23 protein-coding genes and 1 pseudogene are annotated in these 23,288 nt (G+C 72.4%); 10 read left to right on the forward strand and 14 right to left on the reverse strand.

Annotation, left to right across the window (positions count from 1 at the left end):
* Window positions 1-136: 136 nt before the first annotated feature.
* The 3 genes from OG524_RS08905 to OG524_RS08915 all read right to left on the reverse strand — a co-directional run bounded on the left by OG524_RS08905 (window position 137) and on the right by OG524_RS08915 (window position 3,878).
* Window positions 137-715 carry a TerD family protein gene (locus tag OG524_RS08905; protein ID WP_033303139.1) on the reverse strand — a complete coding sequence of 193 codons (579 nt, stop codon included), beginning with the start codon at window positions 713-715 and terminating at the stop codon, window positions 137-139.
* Between the two features lie 133 nt (window positions 716-848).
* Complete coding sequence (uvrB, locus tag OG524_RS08910) at window positions 849-2,969, reverse strand: excinuclease ABC subunit UvrB (RefSeq protein ID WP_405809734.1); 2,121 nt, start codon at window positions 2,967-2,969, stop codon at window positions 849-851.
* A gap of 39 nt (window positions 2,970-3,008) precedes the next feature.
* A complete protein-coding gene (locus OG524_RS08915) occupies window positions 3,009-3,878 on the reverse strand; it encodes an MHYT domain-containing protein (protein ID WP_405809736.1) in 870 nt (289 codons plus the stop codon).
* A 214-nt stretch (window positions 3,879-4,092) separates the two neighbouring features.
* On the opposite strand from OG524_RS08915, the gene OG524_RS08920 reads away from it, so the two are divergent.
* From OG524_RS08920 to OG524_RS08940, 5 genes are read left to right on the forward strand one after another with little or no spacing between them, the layout of a single operon-like run.
* Window positions 4,093-4,965, forward strand: a complete 873-nt coding sequence (locus OG524_RS08920; RefSeq protein WP_405391485.1) for a glycerophosphodiester phosphodiesterase — start codon at window positions 4,093-4,095, stop codon at window positions 4,963-4,965.
* Window positions 4,966-5,024: 59 nt separating this feature from the next.
* Window positions 5,025-5,570, forward strand: coding sequence for a methylated-DNA--[protein]-cysteine S-methyltransferase (locus OG524_RS08925; protein ID WP_405391484.1), 546 nt, complete (start codon window positions 5,025-5,027; stop codon window positions 5,568-5,570).
* A 31-nt stretch (window positions 5,571-5,601) separates the two neighbouring features.
* Window positions 5,602-6,918, forward strand: coding sequence for an MFS transporter (locus OG524_RS08930; RefSeq protein WP_405391483.1), 1,317 nt, complete (start codon window positions 5,602-5,604; stop codon window positions 6,916-6,918).
* 60 nt (window positions 6,919-6,978) lie between these two features.
* A complete protein-coding gene (locus OG524_RS08935) occupies window positions 6,979-7,929 on the forward strand; it encodes a pseudouridine-5'-phosphate glycosidase (RefSeq protein WP_405391482.1) in 951 nt (316 codons plus the stop codon).
* Window positions 7,926-8,819 carry a carbohydrate kinase family protein gene (locus OG524_RS08940; protein WP_405809739.1) on the forward strand — a complete coding sequence of 298 codons (894 nt, stop codon included), beginning with the start codon at window positions 7,926-7,928 and terminating at the stop codon, window positions 8,817-8,819. Before OG524_RS08935 ends, OG524_RS08940 begins: the two co-directional genes overlap by 4 nt.
* Before the next feature lie 23 nt (window positions 8,820-8,842).
* Here OG524_RS08940 and OG524_RS08945 read toward each other — a convergent pair whose 3' ends face one another.
* From OG524_RS08945 to OG524_RS08955, 3 genes are all read right to left on the reverse strand, one after another.
* Entirely contained in the window at window positions 8,843-9,484 is a 642-nt protein-coding gene (locus tag OG524_RS08945) for a uridine kinase (protein WP_405391480.1), read from the reverse strand.
* 60 nt (window positions 9,485-9,544) lie between these two features.
* A complete protein-coding gene (locus OG524_RS08950) occupies window positions 9,545-10,036 on the reverse strand; it encodes a cupin domain-containing protein (RefSeq protein ID WP_405391479.1) in 492 nt (163 codons plus the stop codon).
* A 79-nt stretch (window positions 10,037-10,115) separates the two neighbouring features.
* Window positions 10,116-10,787, reverse strand: coding sequence for a winged helix-turn-helix transcriptional regulator (locus OG524_RS08955; protein WP_405391478.1), 672 nt, complete (start codon window positions 10,785-10,787; stop codon window positions 10,116-10,118).
* A gap of 87 nt (window positions 10,788-10,874) precedes the next feature.
* On the opposite strand from OG524_RS08955, the gene OG524_RS08960 reads away from it, so the two are divergent.
* The 3 genes and pseudogenes from OG524_RS08960 (at window position 10,875) to OG524_RS08970 (ending at window position 13,139) form a co-directional block, all read left to right on the forward strand.
* Window positions 10,875-12,086, forward strand: coding sequence for a pyridoxal phosphate-dependent aminotransferase (locus OG524_RS08960; protein WP_405391477.1), 1,212 nt, complete (start codon window positions 10,875-10,877; stop codon window positions 12,084-12,086).
* Window positions 12,083-12,725 (forward strand): annotated as a pseudogene (locus OG524_RS08965) (peptidase). Before OG524_RS08960 ends, OG524_RS08965 begins: the two are co-directional and overlap by 4 nt.
* A 102-nt stretch (window positions 12,726-12,827) precedes the next feature.
* Window positions 12,828-13,139, forward strand: coding sequence for a hypothetical protein (locus tag OG524_RS08970; protein ID WP_405391476.1), 312 nt, complete (start codon window positions 12,828-12,830; stop codon window positions 13,137-13,139).
* Window positions 13,140-13,146: 7 nt separating this feature from the next.
* On the opposite strand, the gene OG524_RS08975 is transcribed toward OG524_RS08970, so the two are convergent.
* From OG524_RS08975 to OG524_RS08985, 3 genes are all read right to left on the reverse strand, one after another.
* Window positions 13,147-14,430 carry an SWIM zinc finger family protein gene (locus OG524_RS08975; protein ID WP_405809742.1) on the reverse strand — a complete coding sequence of 428 codons (1,284 nt, stop codon included), beginning with the start codon at window positions 14,428-14,430 and terminating at the stop codon, window positions 13,147-13,149.
* Window positions 14,427-17,348 (reverse strand): SNF2-related protein, encoded by a 2,922-nt coding sequence (locus OG524_RS08980; protein WP_405809744.1) that lies wholly within the window; start codon window positions 17,346-17,348, stop codon window positions 14,427-14,429. Before OG524_RS08980 ends, OG524_RS08975 begins: the two co-directional genes overlap by 4 nt.
* A gap of 148 nt (window positions 17,349-17,496) precedes the next feature.
* Window positions 17,497-18,483 (reverse strand): SPFH domain-containing protein, encoded by a 987-nt coding sequence (locus OG524_RS08985; protein ID WP_405393260.1) that lies wholly within the window; start codon window positions 18,481-18,483, stop codon window positions 17,497-17,499.
* Window positions 18,484-18,693: 210 nt separating this feature from the next.
* On the opposite strand from OG524_RS08985, the gene OG524_RS08990 reads away from it, so the two are divergent.
* The gene (locus OG524_RS08990; protein WP_405391473.1) at window positions 18,694-19,062 is read left to right on the forward strand and encodes a hypothetical protein; all 369 of its coding nucleotides are present in this window, start codon (window positions 18,694-18,696) and stop codon (window positions 19,060-19,062) included.
* Here the strand turns inward: OG524_RS08990 and OG524_RS08995 are convergent.
* The 3 genes from OG524_RS08995 to OG524_RS09005 form a co-directional block, all read right to left on the reverse strand.
* Window positions 19,056-19,559: a DoxX family protein gene (locus OG524_RS08995; protein WP_405809746.1), complete on the reverse strand. Its 504-nt coding sequence runs from the start codon at window positions 19,557-19,559 to the stop codon at window positions 19,056-19,058. The genes OG524_RS08990 and OG524_RS08995 overlap by 7 nt on opposite strands.
* Window positions 19,560-19,706: 147 nt before the next feature.
* Window positions 19,707-20,411, reverse strand: coding sequence for a class I SAM-dependent methyltransferase (locus tag OG524_RS09000; RefSeq protein WP_405809748.1), 705 nt, complete (start codon window positions 20,409-20,411; stop codon window positions 19,707-19,709).
* 58 nt (window positions 20,412-20,469) lie between these two features.
* On the reverse strand, window positions 20,470-21,597 hold the full coding sequence (locus tag OG524_RS09005; protein ID WP_405812444.1) for an ADP-ribosylglycohydrolase family protein: 1,128 nt from the start codon (window positions 21,595-21,597) through the stop codon (window positions 20,470-20,472).
* A 127-nt stretch (window positions 21,598-21,724) separates the two neighbouring features.
* Between OG524_RS09005 and OG524_RS09010 the strand changes: the two genes are divergently transcribed.
* A complete protein-coding gene (locus OG524_RS09010) occupies window positions 21,725-21,958 on the forward strand; it encodes a DUF6343 family protein (protein WP_405809750.1) in 234 nt (77 codons plus the stop codon).
* Window positions 21,959-22,030: 72 nt separating this feature from the next.
* Here OG524_RS09010 and OG524_RS09015 read toward each other — a convergent pair whose 3' ends face one another.
* Window positions 22,031-22,399, reverse strand: coding sequence for a tetratricopeptide repeat protein (locus OG524_RS09015; RefSeq protein ID WP_405391469.1), 369 nt, complete (start codon window positions 22,397-22,399; stop codon window positions 22,031-22,033).
* Window positions 22,400-22,630: 231 nt separating this feature from the next.
* On the reverse strand, window positions 22,631-23,236 hold the full coding sequence (coaE, locus tag OG524_RS09020) for a dephospho-CoA kinase (RefSeq protein WP_405391468.1): 606 nt from the start codon (window positions 23,234-23,236) through the stop codon (window positions 22,631-22,633).
* Window positions 23,237-23,288 lie beyond the last annotated feature (52 nt).

The following is a 23,288-nucleotide window of genomic DNA, read 5'->3' on the forward strand; positions in this document are numbered from 1 at the left end:
GGCGGATGCCTCCGGGAGCTGCGCGGTACAGATGTGGACCGGGTCCGGAGTCGCCCGGCCGCGTCCCGCGAGCCCGGTGGTTCCCGTTCGGACCGGGCCGGGCTCACAGGGTCCGGCCCGAGCCGGACGGAAGGTCCTAGAGGTGCGGCAGGATCGACGGCATCAGGTCCTGGAAGGTCCGGCCGTTGGCCGGGTTACCGAGGGCCGTCATCTGCCAGCCGCTGCCCGCGCGGTGCACCTTCGCCATGATCTGCGCCGTGTACTGCCCGCCGCCGTCGAGCGTGTAGCGGGCGAGCTCCTGGCCGTTGGTCTCGTCGACGATGCGGCAGAAGGCGTTCTGCACTTCCTGGAACGTCTGGCCGGTGAAGGAGTTCACCGTGAAGACGATCTGGTCGATGTGGACCGGGATGCGCTGCAGGTCGACCAGGATCGCCTCGTCGTCGCCGCCCGAGCCGGCGCCGCCGACCAGGTTGTCACCGGTGTGCTTGACCGAGCCGTCGTCGCTGACGAGGTGGCGGAAGAAGACGACGTCCACCGGCTGCTTGTCGGCGAAGAGCACCGCCGAGGCGTCCAGGTCGATCTCCCGCGTGCGCGAGCCGAACAGTCCGCGGCGCGGAGCCGCCTGCCAGCCGAGCCCCATCCGTACCGCGGTCAGGGTCCCCCCGTCGCTCTTCTGCAGGCTGATGGCCTGACCCTTGGTCATATTGACCGTCACGCGCTGTCCCCTCTCCGCTTTGCCCCGCAACCGTCCGTGTGCGGTTTCCCCGAACCCTACGCAGTCCGGCGAGGGCGGCAGGAGGGGAGGGCCGTTTTTGTGTCGCTCTTGCAACACACCTGGTGCGCAGGGGTCAGGCCAGGCCCGCCTCCCTCATCTGCCGCAGTTCCTTCTTCAGTTCCCCCACCTCGTCGCGCAGCCGGGCGGCGACCTCGAACTGCAGGTCGGAGGCGGCGGCGCGCATGCGGTCCGTCATCTCCTCGATGATCCCGGCGAGCTCCGTGGCGGGCCGGTCGGTGACGGCCACGCCGCCCTTCTTCGTCTTACCCCCCGCGGCGGCCCTGCCGCCCAGGGAGGGGACGGGGGCCTTGGTGTCCTTGGCCTGCCGGTAACCGCTGCCGAGCAGCTGTTCGGTGTCGACCTCCTCGCGGGCGATGGACGCGACGATGTCGTTGATCTTCTTGCGGAGCGGCTGCGGGTCGACCCCTCGCTCGGTGTTGTACGCGATCTGCTTCTCACGGCGGCGGTTGGTCTCGTCGATGGCCTGCGCCATCGCGGGAGTGATCTTGTCCGCGTACATATGGACCTGGCCGGAGACGTTACGGGCGGCGCGTCCGATGGTCTGGATCAGCGAGGTGCCCGACCGCAGGAAGCCCTGCTTGTCCGCGTCGAGGATGGCCACGAGCGACACCTCGGGCAGGTCGAGGCCCTCACGCAGCAGGTTGATGCCGACCAGCACGTCGTACTCGCCGGAGCGCAGCTCGCGCAGCAGCTCGATGCGGCGCAGGGTGTCGACGTCGCTGTGCAGGTAGCGGACCTGGATGCCGAGCTCCAGGAAGTAGTCCGTGAGGTCCTCGGACATCTTCTTGGTGAGGGTGGTGACCAGGACCCGCTCGTCCTTCTCGGTCCGCTTGCGGATCTCGTGCACCAGATCGTCGATCTGGCCCTCGGTGGGCTTGACGACGACCTCCGGGTCGACGAGTCCGGTAGGGCGGATGATCTGCTCCACGAAGCCGTCGCCCCGGGAGAGCTCGTACTTCCCCGGGGTGGCGGAGAGGTAGACGGTCTGGTCGATCCGGCCCAGGAACTCCTCCCACTTCAGCGGCCGGTTGTCCAGGGCGGACGGCAGCCGGAAGCCGTGGTCGACGAGGGTCCGCTTGCGGGAGGCGTCACCCTCGTACATCGCGCCGATCTGCGGCACGGTGACGTGCGACTCGTCCAGCACGAGGAGGAAGTCCTCGGGGAAGTAGTCGAGGAGGGTGTTGGGGGCGGTGCCGGGGTCACGGCCGTCGAAGTGCATCGAGTAGTTCTCGACACCGGAGCAGGTGCCGATCTGGCGGAGCATCTCGATGTCGTACGTGGTGCGCATGCGCAGCCGCTGGGCCTCCAGCATCTTGCCCTGCTTCTCCAGCTCGGCGAGGCGCTGCTCCAGCTCCTTCTCGATGCCGCCGACCGCCTTCTCCATGCGCTCGGGACCCGCGACGTAGTGGCTGGCGGGGAAGACGTGCAGCGACTCGTCCTCGCTGATGACCTCGCCGGTGAGCGGGTGGAGGGTGGAGAGGGCCTCGATCTCGTCGCCGAACATCTCGATGCGGACGGCGAGCTCCTCGTAGACCGGGAAGATCTCGACGGTGTCGCCGCGCACCCGGAAGGTGCCCCGGGTGAACGCCAGGTCGTTGCGGGTGTACTGGATCTCGACGAAGCGGCGCAGGAGCTGGTCGCGGTCGATCTCGTCGCCGACCTTGAGCTGGACCATCCGGTCCACGTACTCCTGGGGCGTGCCGAGGCCGTAGATGCAGGAGACGGAGGCCACCACGACGACGTCGCGCCGGGTCAGCAGCGAGTTCGTGGCGGAGTGGCGCAGCCGTTCGACCTCCTCGTTGATCGAGGAGTCCTTCTCGATGTAGGTGTCCGACTGCGGGACGTACGCCTCGGGCTGGTAGTAGTCGTAGTACGAGACGAAGTACTCGACGGCGTTGTTCGGGAGGAGTTCGCGGAACTCGTTGGCCAGCTGGGCGGCCAGCGTCTTGTTCGGTGCCATCACCAGGGTGGGGCGCTGCAGCTTCTCGATCATCCAGGCCGTCGTCGCCGACTTGCCGGTGCCGGTCGCGCCGAGGAGCACGACGTCCTTCTCCCCGGCGCGGACGCGCCGCTCCAGCTCGGCGATGGCCGTGGGCTGGTCACCGCTGGGCTGGTAGGGACTGATGACCTCGAAAGGCGCCATCGAGCGTTCGATCTTCGAAACTGGCCGCATGCATCCACCGTACGACCCACCACTGACAACGGTGCCGGATCAGCTGTTCCGGGGCCGTCGGTACCCCCTGCCGGCGGGGGTACCGGCGGACGTGCGGCGGCGCTGGAGGGGGATGGCGGTGACCTGTCCGGGGCCGCGGGGGGCCTGTCCGGGCCGGCCGGTGGTACCGCGGGGTTCCCCCGTGACCGCGAGGGGGTCGAACAGCACGATCACTCCGGCGAGGAGCAGGAAGCAGCCTGGGCCGATCATCATCGGGATCAGCAGTGCGGTGGGTGAGTCGGCCGCCGCGCCCGGTACGGCGGCGGGGTGCAGGTGCACCTGGAGCGCGGCCATTCCGGTGTAGTGCATCCCGCTCACCGCGACGCCCATGACCACGCTCGCGCCGAGGCTGGGCAGGAAGCCATGGATGGAGACGGCTGCCCACAGCGCGGCGGTCGCGGCCACCACGGCGATCAGGACGGACAGCGAGACCGTGAACGTGTCGTAGGTGAACTCACCCTCGAAGCGCATTCCGGCCATGCCGAGGTAGTGCATGGAGGCGACGCCGAGGCCGGTGATCGTGCCGCCGGTGACCAGCGCCATGCGGGTCGCGCCCCGGTAGCCGACGAGGAAGATCCCGATCCCGACCATGACGACGGCCACCGCGAGGCTGGCGAAGGTGAGCGGCCTGTCGTAGCTCATCGTCGTCCGCTCGACGCTGAAGCCCACCATGGCGATGAAGTGCATCGTCCAGATGCCCGAGCCTATGGAGGTCGCCCCGAGGGCGAGCCAGCCCGCTCTGGTGGCGCCCCGGGTGCGCAGGGAGCGCGTGGTGCAGCGCAGGCCGAGAGCCGCGCCGAGGCATGCCATGAGGAATGCCACGACCGGGGTCACGAGGCCGTAACTGAATCCGTCAACTGTGCCCTGCATGCTGGTACGCCCTTCGCGGAGGCCCGGGTTCGGGGGTGACCCTAAGGGGCAAGGCCCGCCAAGCAAACATAAGAACGGCATTTTATCCGCCTGCGTGGCGGCCGATGCTCCGGTCCCCGACAATGCGTTCACATCATGGTCATCATCGGCCTGCACTCCGTTGGGTACGGGCTGGGAGTCTCTCCCTGTCCACATCCCGACTCGAGGAGTACACGTGTCCGCACGCACAGCAACCACCTCCGCCGCGGTCGCAGCCCTGCTGGGCGGCTGCGTCCTGCTGCCCGCCGCACAGGCGCAGGCCGAGGGCCACCGGCCCGGCCCGGTCGTCTTCGCCCACCGCGGCGCGTCGGCCTACGCCCCGGAGAACACCCTGGCGGCCGTGGACGCGGCCGACGACCTCGGCATCGCCTGGGTGGAGAACGACGTGCAGCTCACCAGGGACGGTGTGCTGGTCGTGGTGCACGACACCGACCTGAGGCGGACCACCGACGCCGAGCAGGTCTACCCCGGCCGCACGTCCTGGGCGGTCAAGGACTTCACCGCGGCGGAGATCGCGAAGCTGGACGCGGGCAGCTGGTTCGGGGAGCGGTTCGCGGGCGCCCGGGTGCCGACGCTCGTGCAGTATCTGCACCGCGTGGAGCGCAACCGCCAGAAGCTGCTCCTGGAGATCAAGTCCCCGGCGACCTACCCGGGGATCGAGCGGGAGACCCTGCGGGTCCTGCGCGCGGAGGGGTGGCTCGACCGCGAACACGTGAAGCACCGGCTGGTCGTCCAGAGCTTCGGTGCAGAGAGTGTGAAATCTGTCCACGCGCAGCGCCCCGACGTCGTGACGGGCTTCCTGGGCACCCCCGCTCCGGCCGATCTGCCGTCGTACGCGGCGTTCACCGACCAGATCAATCCGTCGTACACGACGATCGACGCCGACTACGTCGCCGCGGTGCAGAAGCTGAAGGGCGCCCACGGCAAGCCGCTGCGGGTGAACACCTGGACGGTCAACGACGCGGCGAAGGCTGCCGAGGTGGCGGGCTTCGGGGTCGACGGCATCATCACGAACAACCCTGACGTGGTCCGGGACGCCACCCGCTGAGGGATCCGCGTACGGCCGAAAACGGCGGGACTGTCGGTGGCCGCCCGTAGGGTGGTCCCATGGACAGCAACGAGCAGGGCGTGCAGTGGTCCGTCGTGTCCAGCGACATCGGGCCGCTGCTGCTCGCCGCGACGGACGCGGGTCTGGTGAGCGTCGTCTTCCACGCGCGCCCCGGGGTCCGGGACTCGGTGCTCGCGCGGCTGCGGACGCGGCTGGGCACGGAACCCGTCCAGGCACCCGGCTCCGCCCGCCTCGCCGAGCCCGAGCGTCAGTTCGCCGCGTATTTCGCCGGCGACCTCCGGACGTTCTCGCTGGACCTGGACTGGTCGCTCTCCTCCGGATTCAACCGCCAGGTGCTCCGCGAGCTGGCGTCCGGCGTGCCCTACGGCACGGTCGTCGGCTACGGGGACCTCGCGGGCCGAGTGGGGCAGCCGGGAGCGGCGCAGGCCGTGGGCGCCGCCATGGGCTCCAACCCCCTGCCGGTGGTGGTGCCCTGCCACCGGGTGGTGGAGAGCGGCGGCGGGCTCGGCGGGTTCGGCGGCGGGCTGGAGACCAAGCGGCAGCTGCTCGCCCTTGAGGGGATACTCCCGCAACCGCTGTTCTAGGTATCGGCCCCCGCGCAGGGCCGGACGCCCGATGTCGCATCGGTGCGCGAGCTGGCACACTGCGGCGGTGACGACCGCCCCGATCACCCCCCGGATCACGGCCGCGGACCTCCCTGCCCTGCGGCGCAGGACATCCGCGGTCCTCATCGGCAGCCAGATACTCGGCGGCCTCGGCGTGGCCATCGGTATCGCCCTGGCCCCGGTCCTGGCGGCGGAGGTGAGCGGCTCCGAGGCACTGTCCGGGCTCGCTCCGACCGCTTCCGTGGCGGGCACGGCGCTGCTGTCCCTGCCGCTGGCCGCCCTGATGACCTCGCGTGGCCGGCGCCCCGGCCTCGTTCTCGCCTATCTGATCGGGGCCCTGGGCGCGGCCCTGGTGGTGACCGCCGCGGTGGTCGGCAGTTTCCCGCTGCTGCTCCTCGGCATGGCGGGGTTCGGCGCCGGTTCGTCGGCCAATCTCCAGGCCAGGTTCGCCGCGGCCGATCTCGCCGAGCCGGACCGTCGCGGCCGGGCGATCTCCACGGTCGTCTGGGCCACCACGATCGGTTCGGTGCTCGGCCCGAACATCTCGGCTCCGGCCGGCCGGGTCTTCCGGGGCACTTCCGTGCCGGAGACGGCCGGCCCGTTCGCCTGGGCCGCCGGCATCTTCCTGCTCACCGGCATCATGGTCGCCGTCCTGCTGCGCCCCGATCCGCTGCTCACCGCCCGCGCACTGGCGCCGCAGGACACCGGGGCGGCCACGAAGCGCTCCCTGCGGGCGGGCGTCGCGGCGGTACGGGCCTCCCCGATGGCCCAACTGGCGCTGGTGACCGTCGCCGTGTCGCACACCGCCATGGTCTCGATCATGGTGATGACTCCGGTCCATCTCGGGCACCACGGTGCGGACATCCAGCTGATCGGGCTGGTCATCAGCGGCCACATCGCGGGCATGTACGCGTTCTCCCCGGTGATGGGCTGGCTCTCCGACCGGGTGGGAAGGCTGTCCGTCATCGGGCTGTCCGTCGGGCTGCTGTGCTGCGCCGCCCTGCTGGCCGGTACCTCGGGCGCGGGCCACGGCCGGACCGCCGCGGGTCTGTTCGTCCTGGGTCTCGGCTGGTCGGCGGGTCTGGTCGCCGGTTCGGCGCTGCTCACCGACTCGGTGCCGCAGGCCGCCCGCGCGGCGGTGCAGGGCCTCTCGGACCTCACGATGAACGCGGCGGCGGGCATCGGTGGGGCGGTCGCCGGAGTGATCGTCTCCCGACTGAGCTACGGCTGGCTGAACATGACCGCCGCCTGCCTGCTGCTGCCGATGGCCGCGCTCGCCCTGCGGCGGGCCCTGAACCGGCCGTCCGCGGTGACCGATAAGGCCTGAGGGACCGCCCGGCTCCGCCGTCCGGGTTTGCGGGCACCGCGCCTGCGACAGGGATGGGGCATGCATCGGAACCCATCGGCATCCACGTCGCAGGAAACCGACCGCCACGCCCCCGTGCTCTGCGCCGAGGTGCGGGAGGCCCTCGCCGAAGGGCGCCCCGTCGTCGCCCTGGAGTCGACGATCATCGCGCACGGTCTGCCCCGCCCCCGCAACCTCCGGGTCGCGGAGGAGCTGGAGGAGATCGTACGCAAGGCGGGTGCCGTGCCCGCCACGGTCGCCGTGCTGGACGGCCGGGCCCATGTGGGCCTGACGGCGGACCAGTTGGAACGGGTGGCGGCGGACCCGGCGATGCGGAAGCTGGGCCACCGTGACCTGGCGCCCGCACTGGCCACGGGTGCGAGCGGCGCGACGACCGTGTCCGCGACCGCGTTCCTGGCGGCGCGGGCGGGACTGGGTGTCTTCGCGACCGGGGGACTCGGCGGCGTACACCGGGAGTGGACCGAGACCCAGGACGAGTCGGCGGATCTCCGGCTGCTCGCCCGGACCGGCATCACGGTGGTCTGCGCGGGGGTGAAGTCGATCCTGGACGTTCCGGCCACCCTCCAGCGCCTGGAGACGCTCGGCGTCGGCGTCCTCGGCTACGGCACGGACCACTTCCCGGGCTTCTACCTGAGCAGTTCGGGCGAACCGGTCGACTGGACGGTCCGTACGCCGCAGGAGGTGGCGGACGTGATGCGGGCCCGGGAGGAGCTCGGCGGTCCCGCCGCGGCGCTGATCGTCGCCAACCCCGTACCGGAGGAGGAACAGTTGGACCCCGCGGTGCACGACCGGGTGCTCGCCCGGGCGCTGGACGCCTGCCGGGAGCGCGGCATCGTCGGGCAGGCCGTCACACCGTTCCTGCTGGAGTTCCTGATGCGGGAGACCGACGGCGCGTCCCTGGAGGCCAATCTGGCCGCGGTACGGGGAAATGTGCGGCTCGCCGCGCAGATCGCGACGGCGGCGGCACGGTGACCGGGGGCGCCCTGCTCGTCGTCGGGGACGTGGTGACCGATGTGGTCGTACGGCACGGTTCGGCCCTGGTCCACGGTACGGACACGCCTGCGCGGATCAGCACGCTGCCGGGCGGAGCCGGTGCCAACGTCGCCTGCTGGGCGGCGCGTTCGGGCTGCCGGGACGTACGGCTGCTCGCCCGGGCCGGGGCCGATTCGGCCGCCTGGCACCGGGGCGCGCTGGAACGGGCCGGGGTGCGCCCGCTGCTGGCCGTGGACGAGGAGACGCCGACCGGCACGGTGGTCGCCCTGGTCGACTCCTCGGCCGAGCGCACCTTCCTCACCGACGGCGGAGCGGTCCTGCGCCTCTCCCCCGACGACTGGTCGCCGTCGCTGCTCGACGGCGTCGCCCGGCTCCATGTCTCCGGCTATCTCCTCTTCGCGGCGACGAGCCGGGCGACGGCGCTCCTCGCTCTGCGGGAGGCCGGGCGGCGGGGCGTGCCGGTGAGCGTGGACCCGGCGTCGGCGGGCTTCCTCGCCGTACTGGGCGCGGGGGCGTTCCTGGACCTGGTCGAGGGAGTGGATCTGCTGCTGCCGAACGCGGACGAGGCCCGCGAGCTGACCGGGCTGCCGGAACCGGCCGACGCGGCGGCGAAGCTCAGCCGGCACGCCGGCCGGGTGGTGGTCACCCTCGGGGACCGGGGCGCCCTGCTTGCGGCCGGGGGCACGGTGACCGCTCGCGTCCCCGCCCCGGCCGTCCGGCACCCGGTCGACTCGACGGGTGCGGGGGACGCCTTCACCGGTGGCTTCCTCGCGGCCCTCCTGGCGGGGGCGGACGACGCGACGGCGACCGCGGCCGGCTGCCGGGCGGGGGCCGAGGCGGTCGCGACGGTCGGCGGCCGGCCGGTGTGACGCGCGGGTCCGGGCGGCGGGACCTAACCGCCGAGCCCTGTCCAGGCGGGGTGGTTGGGGTCGTCGGTCCGGACGACCACGTCCGCGCGTTCGGTGGGTGCCGCCTCGTCCTCGTACCGCGCGAAGGCGGGCAGGGTCCAGCGTTCACCGTCCTCGGTGCGCCGCCGCAGCGCTCCCGCCGACAGGCTCAGATGGACGCCGAGGTCGAACGGGAACCAGTGTCCGAGGAGCAGCGGGCCGTACAGGATCAGCACCCCGCCCTCGGGCAGGACCCGGTAGGGGCTGCGGGTGGCCCGGTCCGTCACGGGGTCCCAGAGGTCGGGCAGCACCCGTCCGCTGCCGCCGGGTTCCAGGGGCCGGAACACCTCCCGCCACAGCGCGCCGGTGTCGAACCAGCTGTCGGCGTACGCGTCGGGGTCCTGCTTCCCGTATTCGTAGCGCAGGCTCGCCGGGCGCAGGAATCCTCCGGTCGACACGGTGAGGACCGGGCGCCCGCGGGCCCGCAGCGCCCCGGCGACGCGCTCGGCCTGTTCGCCGGGGCGGGCGGCCGGGGCGCCGTCGATGCCGATCCTGAGCCACGCCCCGCCGTCGGCCGGTTCCGTCCCGTCGGCGTGCTCGGCGAGGGCTTCGGCCAGCCGTTCCCAGGTGATCGGTTCGAATCGCACCCGTCCATCATCGCCCCCGGCCGGCCGGGGCCGCGCGCCCCGGCGTCCCGTGGCCGCGTCCTACGCGACCGGGCAGTCCACCGCGTCGGCGTCGTCGGACAGTTCGCTGCCCTCGGGAAGCAGATAGGTCACCCACAGCACGACGGGTTCCGTGCCGAGGTTGCGCCCGATGTGCCGGTGGCCGGCCCCGGACGGCTCGATGAACGACGTCCCCGCGGGCGTCACCTCGACCGAGCAGTCGTCGAGGGTCCGGGTCAGCGTCCCGGCCTTGACGACGGCGATCAGCTGTCCGCGATGGGTGTGCCAGCCGGTGGAGCCGCCCGGCTCGACCGTGATCTTCCGGAAGGTCACATCCGTGCGGCCCTTGGGGGTCTTCACCTTGAGCTTGCCCTCGGACGTGCCCTCCGCGACGACCGTGCCGCTCACCCCGCTGCCCGGTGTCGCGACCGCCGCCGCCGGCACGAGGCCGAGCGCCGCCACACAGACCCCCACGAGCATGACCTTGCGCAGTGTTACGCGCTTCTTCGTACCGACCGTGCCACCGAACCTCATGACCGACTCCCTCAGCATCCGGGCCCATCGAACATGCCCACGCTACGCGCGAGTTGGCCCGCGAGCACCGGAGACACGGTCACCTGCCGCCGCGGAGTTCGACGGCGAGCGGGCCCTCGCCCAGGACTTCGGCCCGGCCGTCCCGGACCACTTCGGCAAGGGTCAGCTCGCCGCGCCCGAGGGCCAGACAGAGCTCGGCGTCGAGCACGAGGCAGGCGTCCGGGTCCGTGGCGGGACCGTATCCGTACGCGTCCTCCCCCACCGCGCCACCGCCCGTGCGGATGTGGAACTCCCCCTCGTCGACCCTGACCTCGACGACACCCTGACGCGTGAGGCCGTCCAGGGCGCGCAGCAGCGGCAGGGCGAACCAGTGGGCCCGCACCGCGTCCGTCGGGCGGCGTTCGGCGAGCGCGGGGGCGCCCCACCGGGCGAGTGCGGTGAGGACCGGGAGCAGTCCGCGGCCGTGCTCGGTCAGTTCGTACACCGCGGCGGCGGCGGGCGGCGGCAGGCGGCGGCGCACGGCCAGGCCGCCCTGTTCCATGTCCTTGAGCCGGGAGGCCAGTACGTCCGTGCTGACACCGGGCAGGTCGGCGTGCAGATCCGTGTACCGGCGCGGACCGGCCAGCAGTTCACGCACGATCAGCAGCGTCCACCGGTCCCCGACGGAGTCGAGGGCCCGGGCGGTGGCGCAGAACTGGTCGTAACTCCGGCGGCGGACAGGGCGTGCTGCTGGCTGCTGCTGACGTGGCATGCGACGCAGTCTAGACATGTTGTTGGACTTTCCAAGCTCAAGCTTGGTAAAACCAAGTATCGCAATTCAGGGTCGGGGAGGCACCGCATGGAGTTCCGGCAGTCCAGCAAGCTCAACGAGGTCTGTTACGAGATCCGGGGCCCGGTCATCGAACAGGCCAACGCCCTCGAGGAGGCGGGCCACAGCGTGCTCCGCCTCAACACGGGCAATCCGGCACTGTTCGGGTTCGAGGCTCCCGAGGAGATCGTCCAGGACATGATCCGGATGCTCCCGCAGGCACACGGTTACACCGACTCGCGCGGCATCCTCTCCGCGCGCCGGGCCGTGGCGCAGCGCTATCAGGCGATGGGGCTGGCCGATGTCGACGTCGACGACGTCTTCCTCGGCAACGGTGTCTCCGAGCTGATCTCCATGTCCGTCCAGGCACTTCTGGAGGACGGCGACGAGATCCTCATCCCGAGCCCCGACTATCCGCTGTGGACGGCCGTCACCACCCTCGCGGGCGGCAAGGCCGTGCACTACACGTGCGACGAGGCTGCGGACTGGAACCCGGACCTGGCCGACATGGCCTCGAAGATCACCGACCGCACCAGGGCCATGGTGATCATCAATCCGAACAACCCGACGGGCGCCGTCTACCCCCGCGAGATCCTCGAAGGCATGCTCGATCTGGCGCGCAGGCACGGCCTGATGGTGTTCGCCGACGAGATCTACGACCAGATCCTCTACGACGACGCGGAGCACCACTCCGTGGCGGTCCTGGCTCCGGATCTGCTGTGCCTCACCTTCAGCGGGCTGTCCAAGACGTACCGCGTCGCGGGATTCCGCTCCGGCTGGATGGTGGTGTCGGGCCCGCAGCAGCACGCCCGCAGCTATCTGGAAGGGCTGACCATGCTTGCCTCGATGCGGCTGTGCCCCAACGCCCCCGCGCAGTACGCGATCCAGGCGGCGCTCGGCGGACGGCAGTCGATCCGTGAGCTCGTCGCTCCCGGGGGCCGGCTCCATGAGCAGCGCAACCGGGCCTGGGAACGGCTGAACGAGATCCCCGGGGTCTCGTGCGTGAAGCCGAAGGGCGCGCTGTACGCGTTCCCCCGCATCGACCCGAAGGTGCACGACATCGTCGACGACGAGCGGTTCGTCCTGGACCTGCTGCTGCGGGAGAAGATCCAGGTGGTACAGGGCACCGGCTTCAACTGGCCGCGCCCGGACCACTTCCGGATCCTGACCCTTCCGCACGCCGACGACCTCGACGCCGCGATCAGCCGTATCGGGCGCTTCCTGAGCGGATACCGCCAGTGATCTGCGCGGCCTGTCCGGCCCCCGTCCACACGCAGTTCGCGTCGCCCGGCCCGGTGGGGGCGATCGTGGAGGGCGGGCTCGATCCGGCAAAGGACCCGGGCCGGGCGGATTCGGGCGCGGCCTCACCCGAGGAGTACGGGCGCTGGGCAGGTCATCTGTGCGGTATCACCTGCCTGCGCATGGCGCTCGGCACCGGCGCCCCGAGCCTGTTCGCACTGCGCGACGGGCCCTGGAGCACGGCGCGTACACCGAGGACGCCGAGGGGGTGATCCGGGGCCTGGTCCACGCCCCGCTCGCCGCGTACGTGTCCGAGGCGCACGGCCTCGACGCGGTCGTCCACCGGCACCTCTCCCCCGCCGGCATCACCGGCCTGCTGGACGAGGGCAGGAGCGTGATGGCGTCCGCGCATTACGGGATCCGGCATCCGGAGCTGCCGGCTCCGGGGCGGGGCGGGCATCTGGTCCTGCTGACCTCGCGCACCGCCGACGGGACGGGGGTGCACTTCCACAACCGTCGGGGACGACGGCGGCCACGCGTGCGGCCGAGCTGCCGCTGCCTGTGTTCGAACGGTTCTTCGCGGGCCGTGGGGTGTCCCTGCCCGGCGTCACGGGCGCGGCTGGGGGCACGGCCAGGCCTTGACGCCCGCGGTCACACTTCCGTGCCGTATCGTCCCGCCATCGCGTGCGCGCGCACGGGTAACGGGTAACGGGTATACGACAGCCGAGCAGGGGAGACAGTCTCATGGGTGCGGCGATACGCCACTACACCGCCGTCGGACCGGACGACCGGGTCTTCACGGTGAACATCGAACGCGACTTCCGGTACGACCCGTACCGCGACTTCCTCGTGTGCGCGCACTGCGACTGGTCGCCGTCGCTGCTGACCACGAGGAAGCTCGTCGACATGGCCGGGGAGCATCTGGCCACCGTCCACGGTGCCGACCGCGGGCTGTCCCAGCAGGAGAACGAGTCGTTCCGCAAGGCCCGCTGGGTGATGCTGCCCCTGTGCGCGCTCCTGGTGGTCGGACTGCTCACCTACTACGCACAGAGCTGATGGTGCGTCAGCCGCGCAGGGTGGTGAGCGCGCCCACCGGATCGGTGTCCGGGGTGGCCCGGGGCCACCAGTCGTCCGCACCCGGGTCGGACTCGTAGCCGTACCAGCGGCCGTCGTGGCCGAAGCGGAGCTGGAGAGTGCCCCCGGCGTTGGTCAGGTGGTTGCGCCAGGGCTGGAAGCGCGGGAAGTCGGCCGCGGCGAGGGCGGGGCGCGCCCGGTCGAACGGCCCGGCCGGCGGGTCCCACGGGCTTTCCAGGACGGAGAGGCCCTCCGCGCCGCCCTGACGCCAGGCGGCGACGGCGCGGGCCAGGTCGGTGGTGCTGCGGCCGGTGGCGAAGGCCAGCTCGCGGTAGAGGGCCCGGGTGGTGGCCGTGAGGCCGGCGGTGGGCCGGGACGCGGCGATGCGCACCGCGTCCTGCCAGGTGCTGAGCCCGGCGAGCGGGTCGTCCCCGGTGGTCAGGATCGCGTGGGCGCGGGCCGCCGCGTCCGAGGCGAGGTGGTCCAGGGACAGCGGGTCGCGGGCGCCGGGCAGGTCCGGGTAGGAGGGCGGCTGCCCGGGATGCGCGGGCACGGGCAGCGGTGTGGGGAGCGGGGGCAGGTAGCGGTCGGCCAGTGCCTCGCCCGCCGGGACCGAGGGCATGGCGGGGACGGCGGGACGCTCGCGGGCGGAGTGCTCGGCGTTGCGGCGGCCGAGCTCGTCGAGGAGTTCCCGCTCGCCCCGGCCGCGCATCAGCAGGAGGACGAACGGGTCGCTGTCCAGGAGCCGGGCCGTCTGGAAGCAGAGCGCCGCCACGTGCTTGCAGGGCCAGCCGCGGTCCGGGCAGGAGCAGTCGGGGTCGAGGTCTCCGGCGGCGGGAAGCAGCCGGATGCCGGTCTCCCCCGCCGTGTCGACCAGGGAGTGCGGCATCTCCTTGTCGAGCAGGGCGGACAGATGCCCGGGCCGGGCCGCGGCGGCGTCCAGGAAGGTGTCCCAGTCGGAGGCCGAGAACGTACGCAGGCGCAGCTCCGCACGGTACGGGCGGGGGCGGCTGCCGTGGACGTACGCGATGACCCGGCCCGGCGTCACGGTGATCGCGGCGACGTGCCCGCCGTCCGCGTACGTACGACCGCGGGCGAGCCGCCCCTCGTCCATCGACAGGGACTCCAGGGCGTCCACCCAGGCCCGGCCCCACCAGCTGTCCGCGAAGGGGCCGTCGGCGTGTCCGGCGCGGGCGGGCACGGCCTCGAAGGTGCGCCGCAGGTCGTCGGGGCCGGGGCGGGCCGCGGGGCGGGGGCCCGCGCCGGGGCTCATGCCGTCCTCCGGAGCGAGACAAGGTCGGCCAGGTCACGGTCGCTGAGCTCGGTCAGGGCGGCCTCGCCGGAGCCGAGCACCGCGTCGGCGAGGACCCTCTTGGATTCCAGCAGTTCGCTGATCCGGTCCTCGACGGTGCCTTCCGCGATCAGCCGGTGCACCTGCACGGGCTGGGTCTGGCCGATGCGGTACGCGCGGTCGGTGGCCTGTTCCTCGACCGCCGGATTCCACCAGCGGTCGTAGTGGATGACGTGGGCGGCCCGGGTGAGGTTCAGTCCGGTGCCGGCCGCCTTGAGGGAGAGCAGGAAGACCGGGACCTCGGCCGACTGGAAGCGGTCCACCATCCGCTCCCGCTCGGGCACCGGCGTACCGCCGTGCAGCAGTTGGGAGGGGATGGCGCGGGAGGCCAGGTGGGCGGAGAGGAGGCGGGCCATCGAGACGTACTGGGTGAAGATCAGGACGGAGCTGCCCTCGGAGAGAATCGTGTCGAGGAGCTCGTCGAGCAGCGCGAGTTTGCCCGAGCGTCCGGGGAGCCGGGTCGGCTCCTCCTTCAGATACTGCGCGGGGTGGTTGCAGATCTGCTTGAGCGAACCGAGCAGCTTCATGATCAACCCGCGCCGGGCGATGCCTTCCGACTGCTCGATGAAGGCCATCGTCTCGCGGACGGCCGCCTCGTAGAGCGTTGCCTGCTCGCGGGTGAGGAAGACGGGGTGGTCGGTCTCCGTCTTGGGCGGCAGCTCCGGCGCGATGCCCGGGTCGGACTTCTTGCGCCGCAGCAGGAAGGGGCGGACCAGCCGGGAGAGCCGCTCCACCGCTTCCTCGTTGCCCAGTCCCGCCGCGGTGCCGGTGTTCTCGACGATCCGGGCGTGCCGGGAGCGGAACGCCTTGAGCGGGCCGAGCAGCCCGGGAGTGGTCCAGTCGAGCAGGGCCCAGAGCTCCGAAAGGTTGTTCTCGACGGGGGTGCCGGTCAGGGCGACACGGGCCGGGGCCGGGATGGTGCGCAGCGCCTTGGCCGTGGAGGAGTGCGGATTCTTCACGTGCTGCGCCTCGTCGGCGACGACGAGTCCCCAGGTGTGCTCGGCGAGCCGGTCCGCGCTGGACCGCATCGTGCCGTAGGTCGTGAGGACGAAGCCGCCGTCCGGGTCGGTGAGGGTCCGGTCGGTGCCGTGGAAGCGGCGCACGGGGACGCCGGGCGCGAAGCGGTTGATCTCCCGGTGCCAGTTGCCCAGGAGGGAGGCGGGGCAGATCACCAGGGTGGGGGCGGCGTGCGCGCGGTGCAGATGGAGCGCGATGACGGTGATGGTCTTGCCCAGGCCCATGTCGTCGGCGAGGCAGCCGCCCAGGCCGAGCGAGGTCATCCGGTCCAGCCAGGCCAGGCCCCGCAGTTGGTAGTCGCGCAGGGTGGCGTCGAGGCCGGGCGGCGGCGGGAGGGTGGCGTCCTCGTCCAGGATGCGCGTGCGGAGCGCGGCGAGGGCTCCGACCGGTACGGCGTCGACCTGCTCGCCGTCGACCTCGGCGCTGCCCGTCAGGGCGACGGCGAGCGCGTCCACGGGGTCCAGCAGACCGAGCTCCCGCTTGCGCGCCTTCCGTACGAGCGCCGGGTCCACGACCACCCACTGGTCACGCAGCCGCACCACCGGCCGGTGGGCCTCGGCCAGCGTGTCCATCTCCGCCTCGGTGAGCCGCTCGTCGCCCAGGGACAGCTGCCAGTTGAACGCGAAGAGGTGCTCGGCGTCGAAGAAGGAGGTGCCGTCGGTGGCCGAGCCCGGCGCGGTCCGGACGACGGCCGCGGCGGTGAGCGAGCGGGCGAGCTCACGGGGCCAGTGCACGGCGACGCCCGCCGCGGCCAGCCGCACCCCGGCGTCGCCGATCAGCTCGTACAGCTCGTCCTCGGTGAGTGCGAGGACGTCGGGGACGGGCTGGTCGAGCAGCCGCTCCAGCGGGGGCCAGACCCTGGCCGCGCGCCGCAGCGCCAGCACCGCGTCGATCCTGGCCCTCGGTCCGAACGGCTCCCCGGCCCCGCCGCTCCACAGCGTGGCCGCGTCGGTGACGTAGGTGGGGTCGGCGAGGCTGTGCACCTGGGTGACGGCAGCGGCGGCGTGCCGGGCGGCCGGGGTGTCCGTGCCCGCGGTGCCCGCGTTGCCTGCGGTGCCTGCGATGCCTGCGGTGTCGAACAGTTCGTACGCGGACAAGTCGAGGCGCAGGGAGACGCGCACTCCCGCGTCGAGTCCGGCGGCCACCTCGACGGCCCAGGCGCGGGCGTCGGTCAGCTGTTGTGCCTCGCGGGCGGCGAACGGCGCCCCCATCGCGTGGGCCGCCGCGGGTGTCCGGGGCAGGGCGTCGGCGACGGCGTCGAGGAAGGCTCCGAGCAGTGCCTGGGGCTCGGGGACCCGCAGGGGGGTGCCGTCCAGCGGGGCCGCGTGCCCCTCGGGCGGCATGGCGGCGGCGACGGCCCGCAGATGGGCGATGTCCTCGGCGTCACGCGGTCCGGCCCGCCAGGCGTCGTGGTCGTCGGCCGTCAGACCGGGCAGGAGTCTGCCGCGCGCCACCAGGGTGAGTGCGTGGAGTGCCGCGGCGCCCCAGGCGCGGGTGGCGGGGTGGGCGATGGTGCGGTGCCGGGCACGGGCGAGCAGGGGCACCGCCTCGGCGACGGACAGCAGCACGGCGGGCACCGTGCGGCGGCGGGCACCGTCCGCGCCGTGCCGTCCGACGACCGTCAGCTCCGTGACCGTGTACGCAGGCTCCCCCGGACCGGCCGTCCGCTCCTCGGGGAACGGCCCGTCGGCGCCCGTGATGTCAGCGGTCCCCTCGGGGGCCCAGAAGGCGATCCTGCCCTCCCGGGGCAGAGCTGCGGGCAGGAACACCGCAGCGCACCGCAGCAGTCGGTCGACGGCCGTGTCCTGTGTCTGTTGTGCCATGTCCGCCGCCGCCCCCTTCCGCCTGCGCCCGGTCGTGGATCCCTGGTGGTCCTGTCTTCGTGAGTCTAGGCGGGAGGTACGACAAGGCCCGCCCCGGCCAGGTGTTTCCACAGGTCAGGGCAGGCGGAAGGGACGGTCGCGGGACGGGTCAGTGAGGGGTGAGCGGCTTGGCGTGCGCGCCGCTGGACGGCCGCTCGGGCTCGCGGACGGATTGCGGCTGCGGCGCGGTCCGATCGCGTTCGTACGGCATGGGCCGGTACGGGGAGGGGGCGGCACGTGGCGGCTGTTCCTTCGACGGGGGCTTCTCCATCTGCGGGGACTGCCCGGGTGTGCCCTGCGAGGGCCGCATCTCGGCCGGGATCTGTGGCGGCTGGCCCTGCTGGGCGCGTTCCAGGAAGCGGAGGAGCTCGACGGGGAACGGCAGGACCAGGGTGGAGTTCTTCTCGGCCGCGACCGCGACCACAGTCTGCAGCAGTCGCAGCTGCAGTGCCGCCGGCTGGCTGGACATCTCCTGGGCCGCCTGGGCCAGCTTCTTCGACGCCTGCAGTTCCGCGTCGGCGTTGATGACCCTCGCGCGCCGCTCCCGGTCAGCCTCGGCCTGCCGGGCCATGGAGCGCTTCATGGTCTCCGGGAGCGACACGTCCTTGATCTCCACCCGGTCGATCTGCACGCCCCAGCCGACGGCGGGACTGTCGATCATCAGCTCCAGGCCCTGGTTCAGCTTCTCCCTGTTCGAGAGGAGGTCGTCCAGGTCGCTCTTTCCGATGATCGACCGCAGGGAGGTCTGTGCCATCTGCGAGACCGCGAACCGGTAGTCCTCCACCTCGACCACCGCGCTCGCCGCGTCCACGACCTTGAAGTAGATGACGGCGTCCACGCGCACCGTGACGTTGTCCCGCGTGATCCCGTCCTGCGCGGGCACGGGCATCGTCACGATCTGCATGTTCACCTTGCGGAGCCGGTCGACGCCAGGAACGATCATGGTGAAGCCCGGGGTCCGCACCTGGTCGTGAAGCCTTCCGAGGCGGAGCACGACGCCTCGTTCGTACTGTTTGACGACCCGGGCCGCAGCCATCACGTACACCGCACAGCCCGACGCCGCCGCCACCGCTGCGATCACCAGCTCCTCGACCATCACGGCTCCCAGAGTCCGAGAGCGCCCACCATCGCGCCCTATTACCACGATATGCCCGGTATCCGCACCCGTCGAACCTCTGTCCGGGTGCCGGTGGCCCCGACCGGCCGCGCACCGGGTGCCGGGCCTGCGGGGAGCGGGCAGGGTGGCCAGCGCCAGCACGTCCCTGTGACGTACCGATGAGCCGGACGAGCAGACGAGGACCCGCCCATGTCCGTCACCGCGACCGCGACCCCCACCGATCTCCGCCGGCGCCGCCGCGCCGGCATCGCCGCCGGGGCGGCCCTGCTCACCCTCGCCGCCACCGGGTGCTCCGGCCTCGGACGCACCGCTGTCGGGCCGGTCACCTACACCACCGAACGCGACCGGGTCGTCAGTGTGAACAGCCCGTCGGTGAACGGGTGCCACCGCATGGCACCCGCAGGTGCGCACGAGGTCGCCAACCTGACGCTGATCGACATGATCCTTTACCGCACCCGTGACTGCTCCGGCCGAGGGACCACCTACGTGCCGACCACGGTCACCGATGCCAACGCGCCGCGGAGCCTGCCCTGGCGCAGCTACCGCTTCGTTCACTGACCGTCGCGCCGCGCACCTGTCCGGCCGCGGAGCGGCGCGAACAGCTCCGCGGTCCGCTCCCTGCGGTCCCGGGCGATCAGGACGACCACGGCGATGAGCAGGGCGGGCATGACCGCGTTCGGCGGGTCCAGCAGGGTCAGCTGGACGATCGACGCACCGGCCAGCAGCCCGCCGAAGGCCATCGCCGCCACCCCGGCCAGCAGCGGGATCAGCAGGGCCACGGCACCGGCCATCTCCAGGCCACCGATCGCATACATGGCCCCGCTGCTCCAGCCCATCCGGTCGAAGGACTCCACGGCGGACTCGTGGGCGGCGATCTTGGCCACCGCGCTGAATCCGAAGAACAGCGCGAGAACGACACGGGCCGCAGTCAGGGCGACGCGCCGCCCCCGTCGCGGTGCGGCGGCGGGTGCGGTCGCGGTGGGTGCGGTCGCCATGGGTGCTGCGGCAGGTGTGGTCGTGGCGGGAGAGACGGCGGCGGCGGTGATTTCGGGCATGGAGGTCTCCTCGGAGGTCGTATGGGGACGCGCGCCGGTGCGGGCGGGAAGCGGCTCGGCCCGCTTCGCCCCCTCGGCGCTTTCACAGAGGTAGACCGGACCGGGGCCGGGAACTCATCGCGTCCCCGACCACCGATTCGCCTTTTCTCAGGGCTGGTCGGGCCGGGCCTTCGCCCAGACGCCGTCGTCGGTGAGATAGCGCTCGACGCGGAGCCCGGCCGCTTCCAGATGGGCCTCGAACTGCTCCACGGAAAGCTGGCGCGACCGGAACGTCTGGGTCCACCGCGCGTCCTCGAAGACGTACTCGGCGCGCACCTCGTCGACCCCGTCGCCGACGGGCTCCGCCGAGACCATCCGTATGGTGCAGCCTGCCGCCGGGTCCTCACGCTCCCGGGGGAGGTCGGAGTGGTAGTCGGCGCCCTCACGCTGGATGAGCACGACCCCGTCGTCCTTGACGTACGTACGGCAGGTCCGCAACAGCCCTTCCCTGACCCGGTGATCGCTCGTGTGTACCAGGAACGACCCGAGGACGACCGCGTCGAACCGCTCGTCGCCGAGGTCCAGCGACTCGATCGGGCTCAGTACGGTGCGGGCGCCGCGGATGCGGTCCAGCATCTGAGGCGACTCGTCCACTGCGGTGACCGAGAGGCCCCGCGCGACCAGAGGATGCGTCACCCGGCCCGCCCCGCAGCCCAGTTCGAGCAGGCTCGCACCGTGGGGCACGGCTGCTCCGATCACATCCGGTTCGCTTCCCGGGGACAGCCGCGCGTACAGCTCCACCGCGCAGCCGTCGGGCGTGATGGAGCCCGGCCCCGTCCCCTCATGTCCCTGGCGTGTCACTTGTCCGCTCATACCGGCAGAACGTACGGGCGTCCGGCGCCGTTCCCGGAATGTGACGGAACGTGTTCTGTCAGCACTCCGGGTAGCGCCCGTCCGGCCACGCCACCCGCTGCTCGAACTCCAGGCACAGGTCGTCGGCGAGCTCGGCGATCACGGACCTGCCCTCGGTACGGGCCAGCCACGAGGCCGGCAGCCGTACGTCCCCGTGGCGTGCGCCGAGCAGATTGCCGCAGACCGAGCCCGTGGAGTCACTGTCGCCCGAGTGGTTGACCGAGAGCAGCAGGGCCTCGCCCACGTCGTCCGCGCCGGGCAGCACGAGCGCGCAGTAGACGGCGATGGCGAGGGCCTCCTCGGCGACCCAGCCCGCGCCCAGCGACTCCACCCGCTCCGCCGTCGGGCCGCCACGGGCGGCCAGGTCTACGGCGCCACGCAGGGCGGCCGTCGTCTCCTCGTGGCCGTGGTGGCGGGCCAGCAGGTGCATGGCACGCAGGACGGCGCCTTCCGGGGAATCGCCCTCCAGCAGATGCGTGACAATCGCGGCGAGCGCCCCTGCCGCGTACGCCCCCGTGGGGTGGCCGTGGGTGATCTGCGCGCACCGGGCGGCCAGTTCGAAGCCGGTGGCGGCGTCCTCGCCGAGCAGGCCGAAGGGCGCCGACCTCATCACCGTGCCGCAGCCCTTGGACTGCGGGTTGACCGGGCCGGGTACCCCGAACGGTGTGCCGTGGGCGGGTACGTGGCCGACCGCGAGCCCCGTCAGGCAGGCGTTGCCGGGCGCCCGGCGCGCGTACAGCCAGGGCTGCTGCCTGAGCCATCCGGTCCGTACCGGGTCCTCCCCGCCGCGCGCCGGCGGGGCGGGGTGGTTCTGGGTGTCGAGCCAGCGCCGGTAGGCGTTGCGTACGAGCTCGGCCTCGGCGCCGCCGATTCCCTTGGACCGGGCCCTGGCATGGGCCCTGATCAGTCCCTCGGCCGTGAAGAGCGTCATCTGGGTGTCGTCCGTGATCCGCCCGACGACCCCGTCCGCGTCCTTGACCAGCCCCCGTACGCCCCGCTCCCCGTGGGTGCGGCGGATCCCGTCGAGCGAGAGGAACTCCACCGGGTTGCCGAGCGCGTCCCCGATCGCGCCGCCGAGCAGGGCACCGCGCACCCGGGCCCTGCGGGCGACGCTGTCGCCCCATGCCGCGCTCCCCTGACCTGTCACGTCCACAGCCCGCTCCCCGTCGTCCGGTATGGATTTCCGTGCGCCGCGCCGCGGGTTCATGCTGGGAGGAGAGGCGATGCGGATGCGTACCGGGAGTGAACCGTCCACTGCGCGCAGTCCCCTGCGGATGCGACTCTGGCTGAGTCTATGGGGCATGGCCTGGGCCGCGTTCGGCCTGGTGGCCTTCGTGGTGACGCAACGCGCCGGCTGGGCGACGGCCTGTGGGCTGCTGCTCGCGGTCTCGCTGACGGACTTCTGCGTCGTCGTCCACCGCATCCGCCAGGGCCCGCACTTCCAGCCGGGGCGCGATGTCCCACCGTACGAACCCGACCGGGGCGCGCCGGACCCGCCGGGGCACTGACGGAACCGCGGCGGACCGGTTGCGGGACGAGCGGGAGCCGGGAGCGGTCGTCGAAGCGGGCCGGGCGGGGGGTCAGGAGCGGTCGTCGAAGCGGGCCGCCCGCAGGTACTCCGGATTCGGGTCGAGCGCCGCAGCCAGCCGGAAGTGACGGGTGGCCTGTTCGGGGCGGCCGGCGCGCTCGAAGGTGCGGGCCAGCGCGAAGTGGGCGAAGGCGTTGTCCGGCTCGCGCTCCAGGACCAGCTCGAATTCGAGCTCGGCCGGGCGCAGTTGGGCGGCAGCGAAGAAGGCCCGGGCGCGCAGCAGCCGGGCGGCAGTGTTCTCCGGATGGGCGGCTATCACCGAGTCGAGCAGCTTGACAGCACCTCTCGGATCCCGCGCGGCGAGCAACTGCTCCGCCGCACGGAAGTCGATGACGTGCGTCTCCGGGTTCCTGTCGGGCACGGTCACATCCTTCCCATCACGCTCCGCACTTCAACGTCCGGCCGCCATCCGGTATTCCGGGCGCGGCAGCACCTCGGCACGCGGCAGCCACGCGGCGCTCCGGCCGGTGGTGGCCCGTACGTCGCAGGCCGAGCAGAACAGCCGCGGCCCGTACGGTCGCGGCCCGAGCAGAACCGGTCGCGGGCCGGACAGGACGGTCGCAGCTCCTGGGGTCGCGGGCCGGGCAGCACCTCAGCCTGCGGCGGCTGCCCGCGCCGTCAGCTCCGACCAGACCTTGCGGACCTGGGGTTCCAGGTCCTCCAGCGGTCCGTCGTTGCCGACGACCAGGTCGGCGACGGCCAACCGCTGCTCGCGGGTGGCCTGTGCGGCCATCCGGGCGCGGGCGTCGGACTCGGTCATGCCCCGCAGTCGTACGAGCCGGTCGAGCTGTGTCGCCGGGGTCGCGTCCACGACGACGACCAGGTCGTAGAGCGGGGCGAGGCCGTTCTCGGTGAGGAGCGGGACGTCGTGGACGACCACCGCGTCGGGTCCGGCGGCCCGTTCCAGTTCGGCGGACCGGGCGCCGACGAGCGGATGGACCAGGGCGTTGAGGGTGGCCAGGCGTTCGGGGTCGGCGAAGACGATCGCACCCAGCGCCGGCCGGTCCAGCGTGCCGTCGGCCGCCAGGATGCCGGGGCCGAAGGTCTCGACGACGGACGCGAGCCCCGGCGTCCCGGGCTCGACGACCTCGCGCGCGATCCGGTCGGCGTCGACCAGGACGGCCCCGTAGCTCACGAGCAGCCGCGACACTTCGCTCTTGCCGGCGCCGATCCCGCCGGTCAGGCCCACTTTCAGCATGCGCCGAGCCTAGCCTCCGGCCCGGTCGCCGTCCCGCGCCCCCTCAGGAATC

The sequence above is a fragment of the Streptomyces sp. NBC_01520 genome, from assembly GCF_045040375.1.
In the GTDB taxonomy this organism is placed as follows: domain Bacteria; phylum Actinomycetota; class Actinomycetes; order Streptomycetales; family Streptomycetaceae; genus Streptomyces.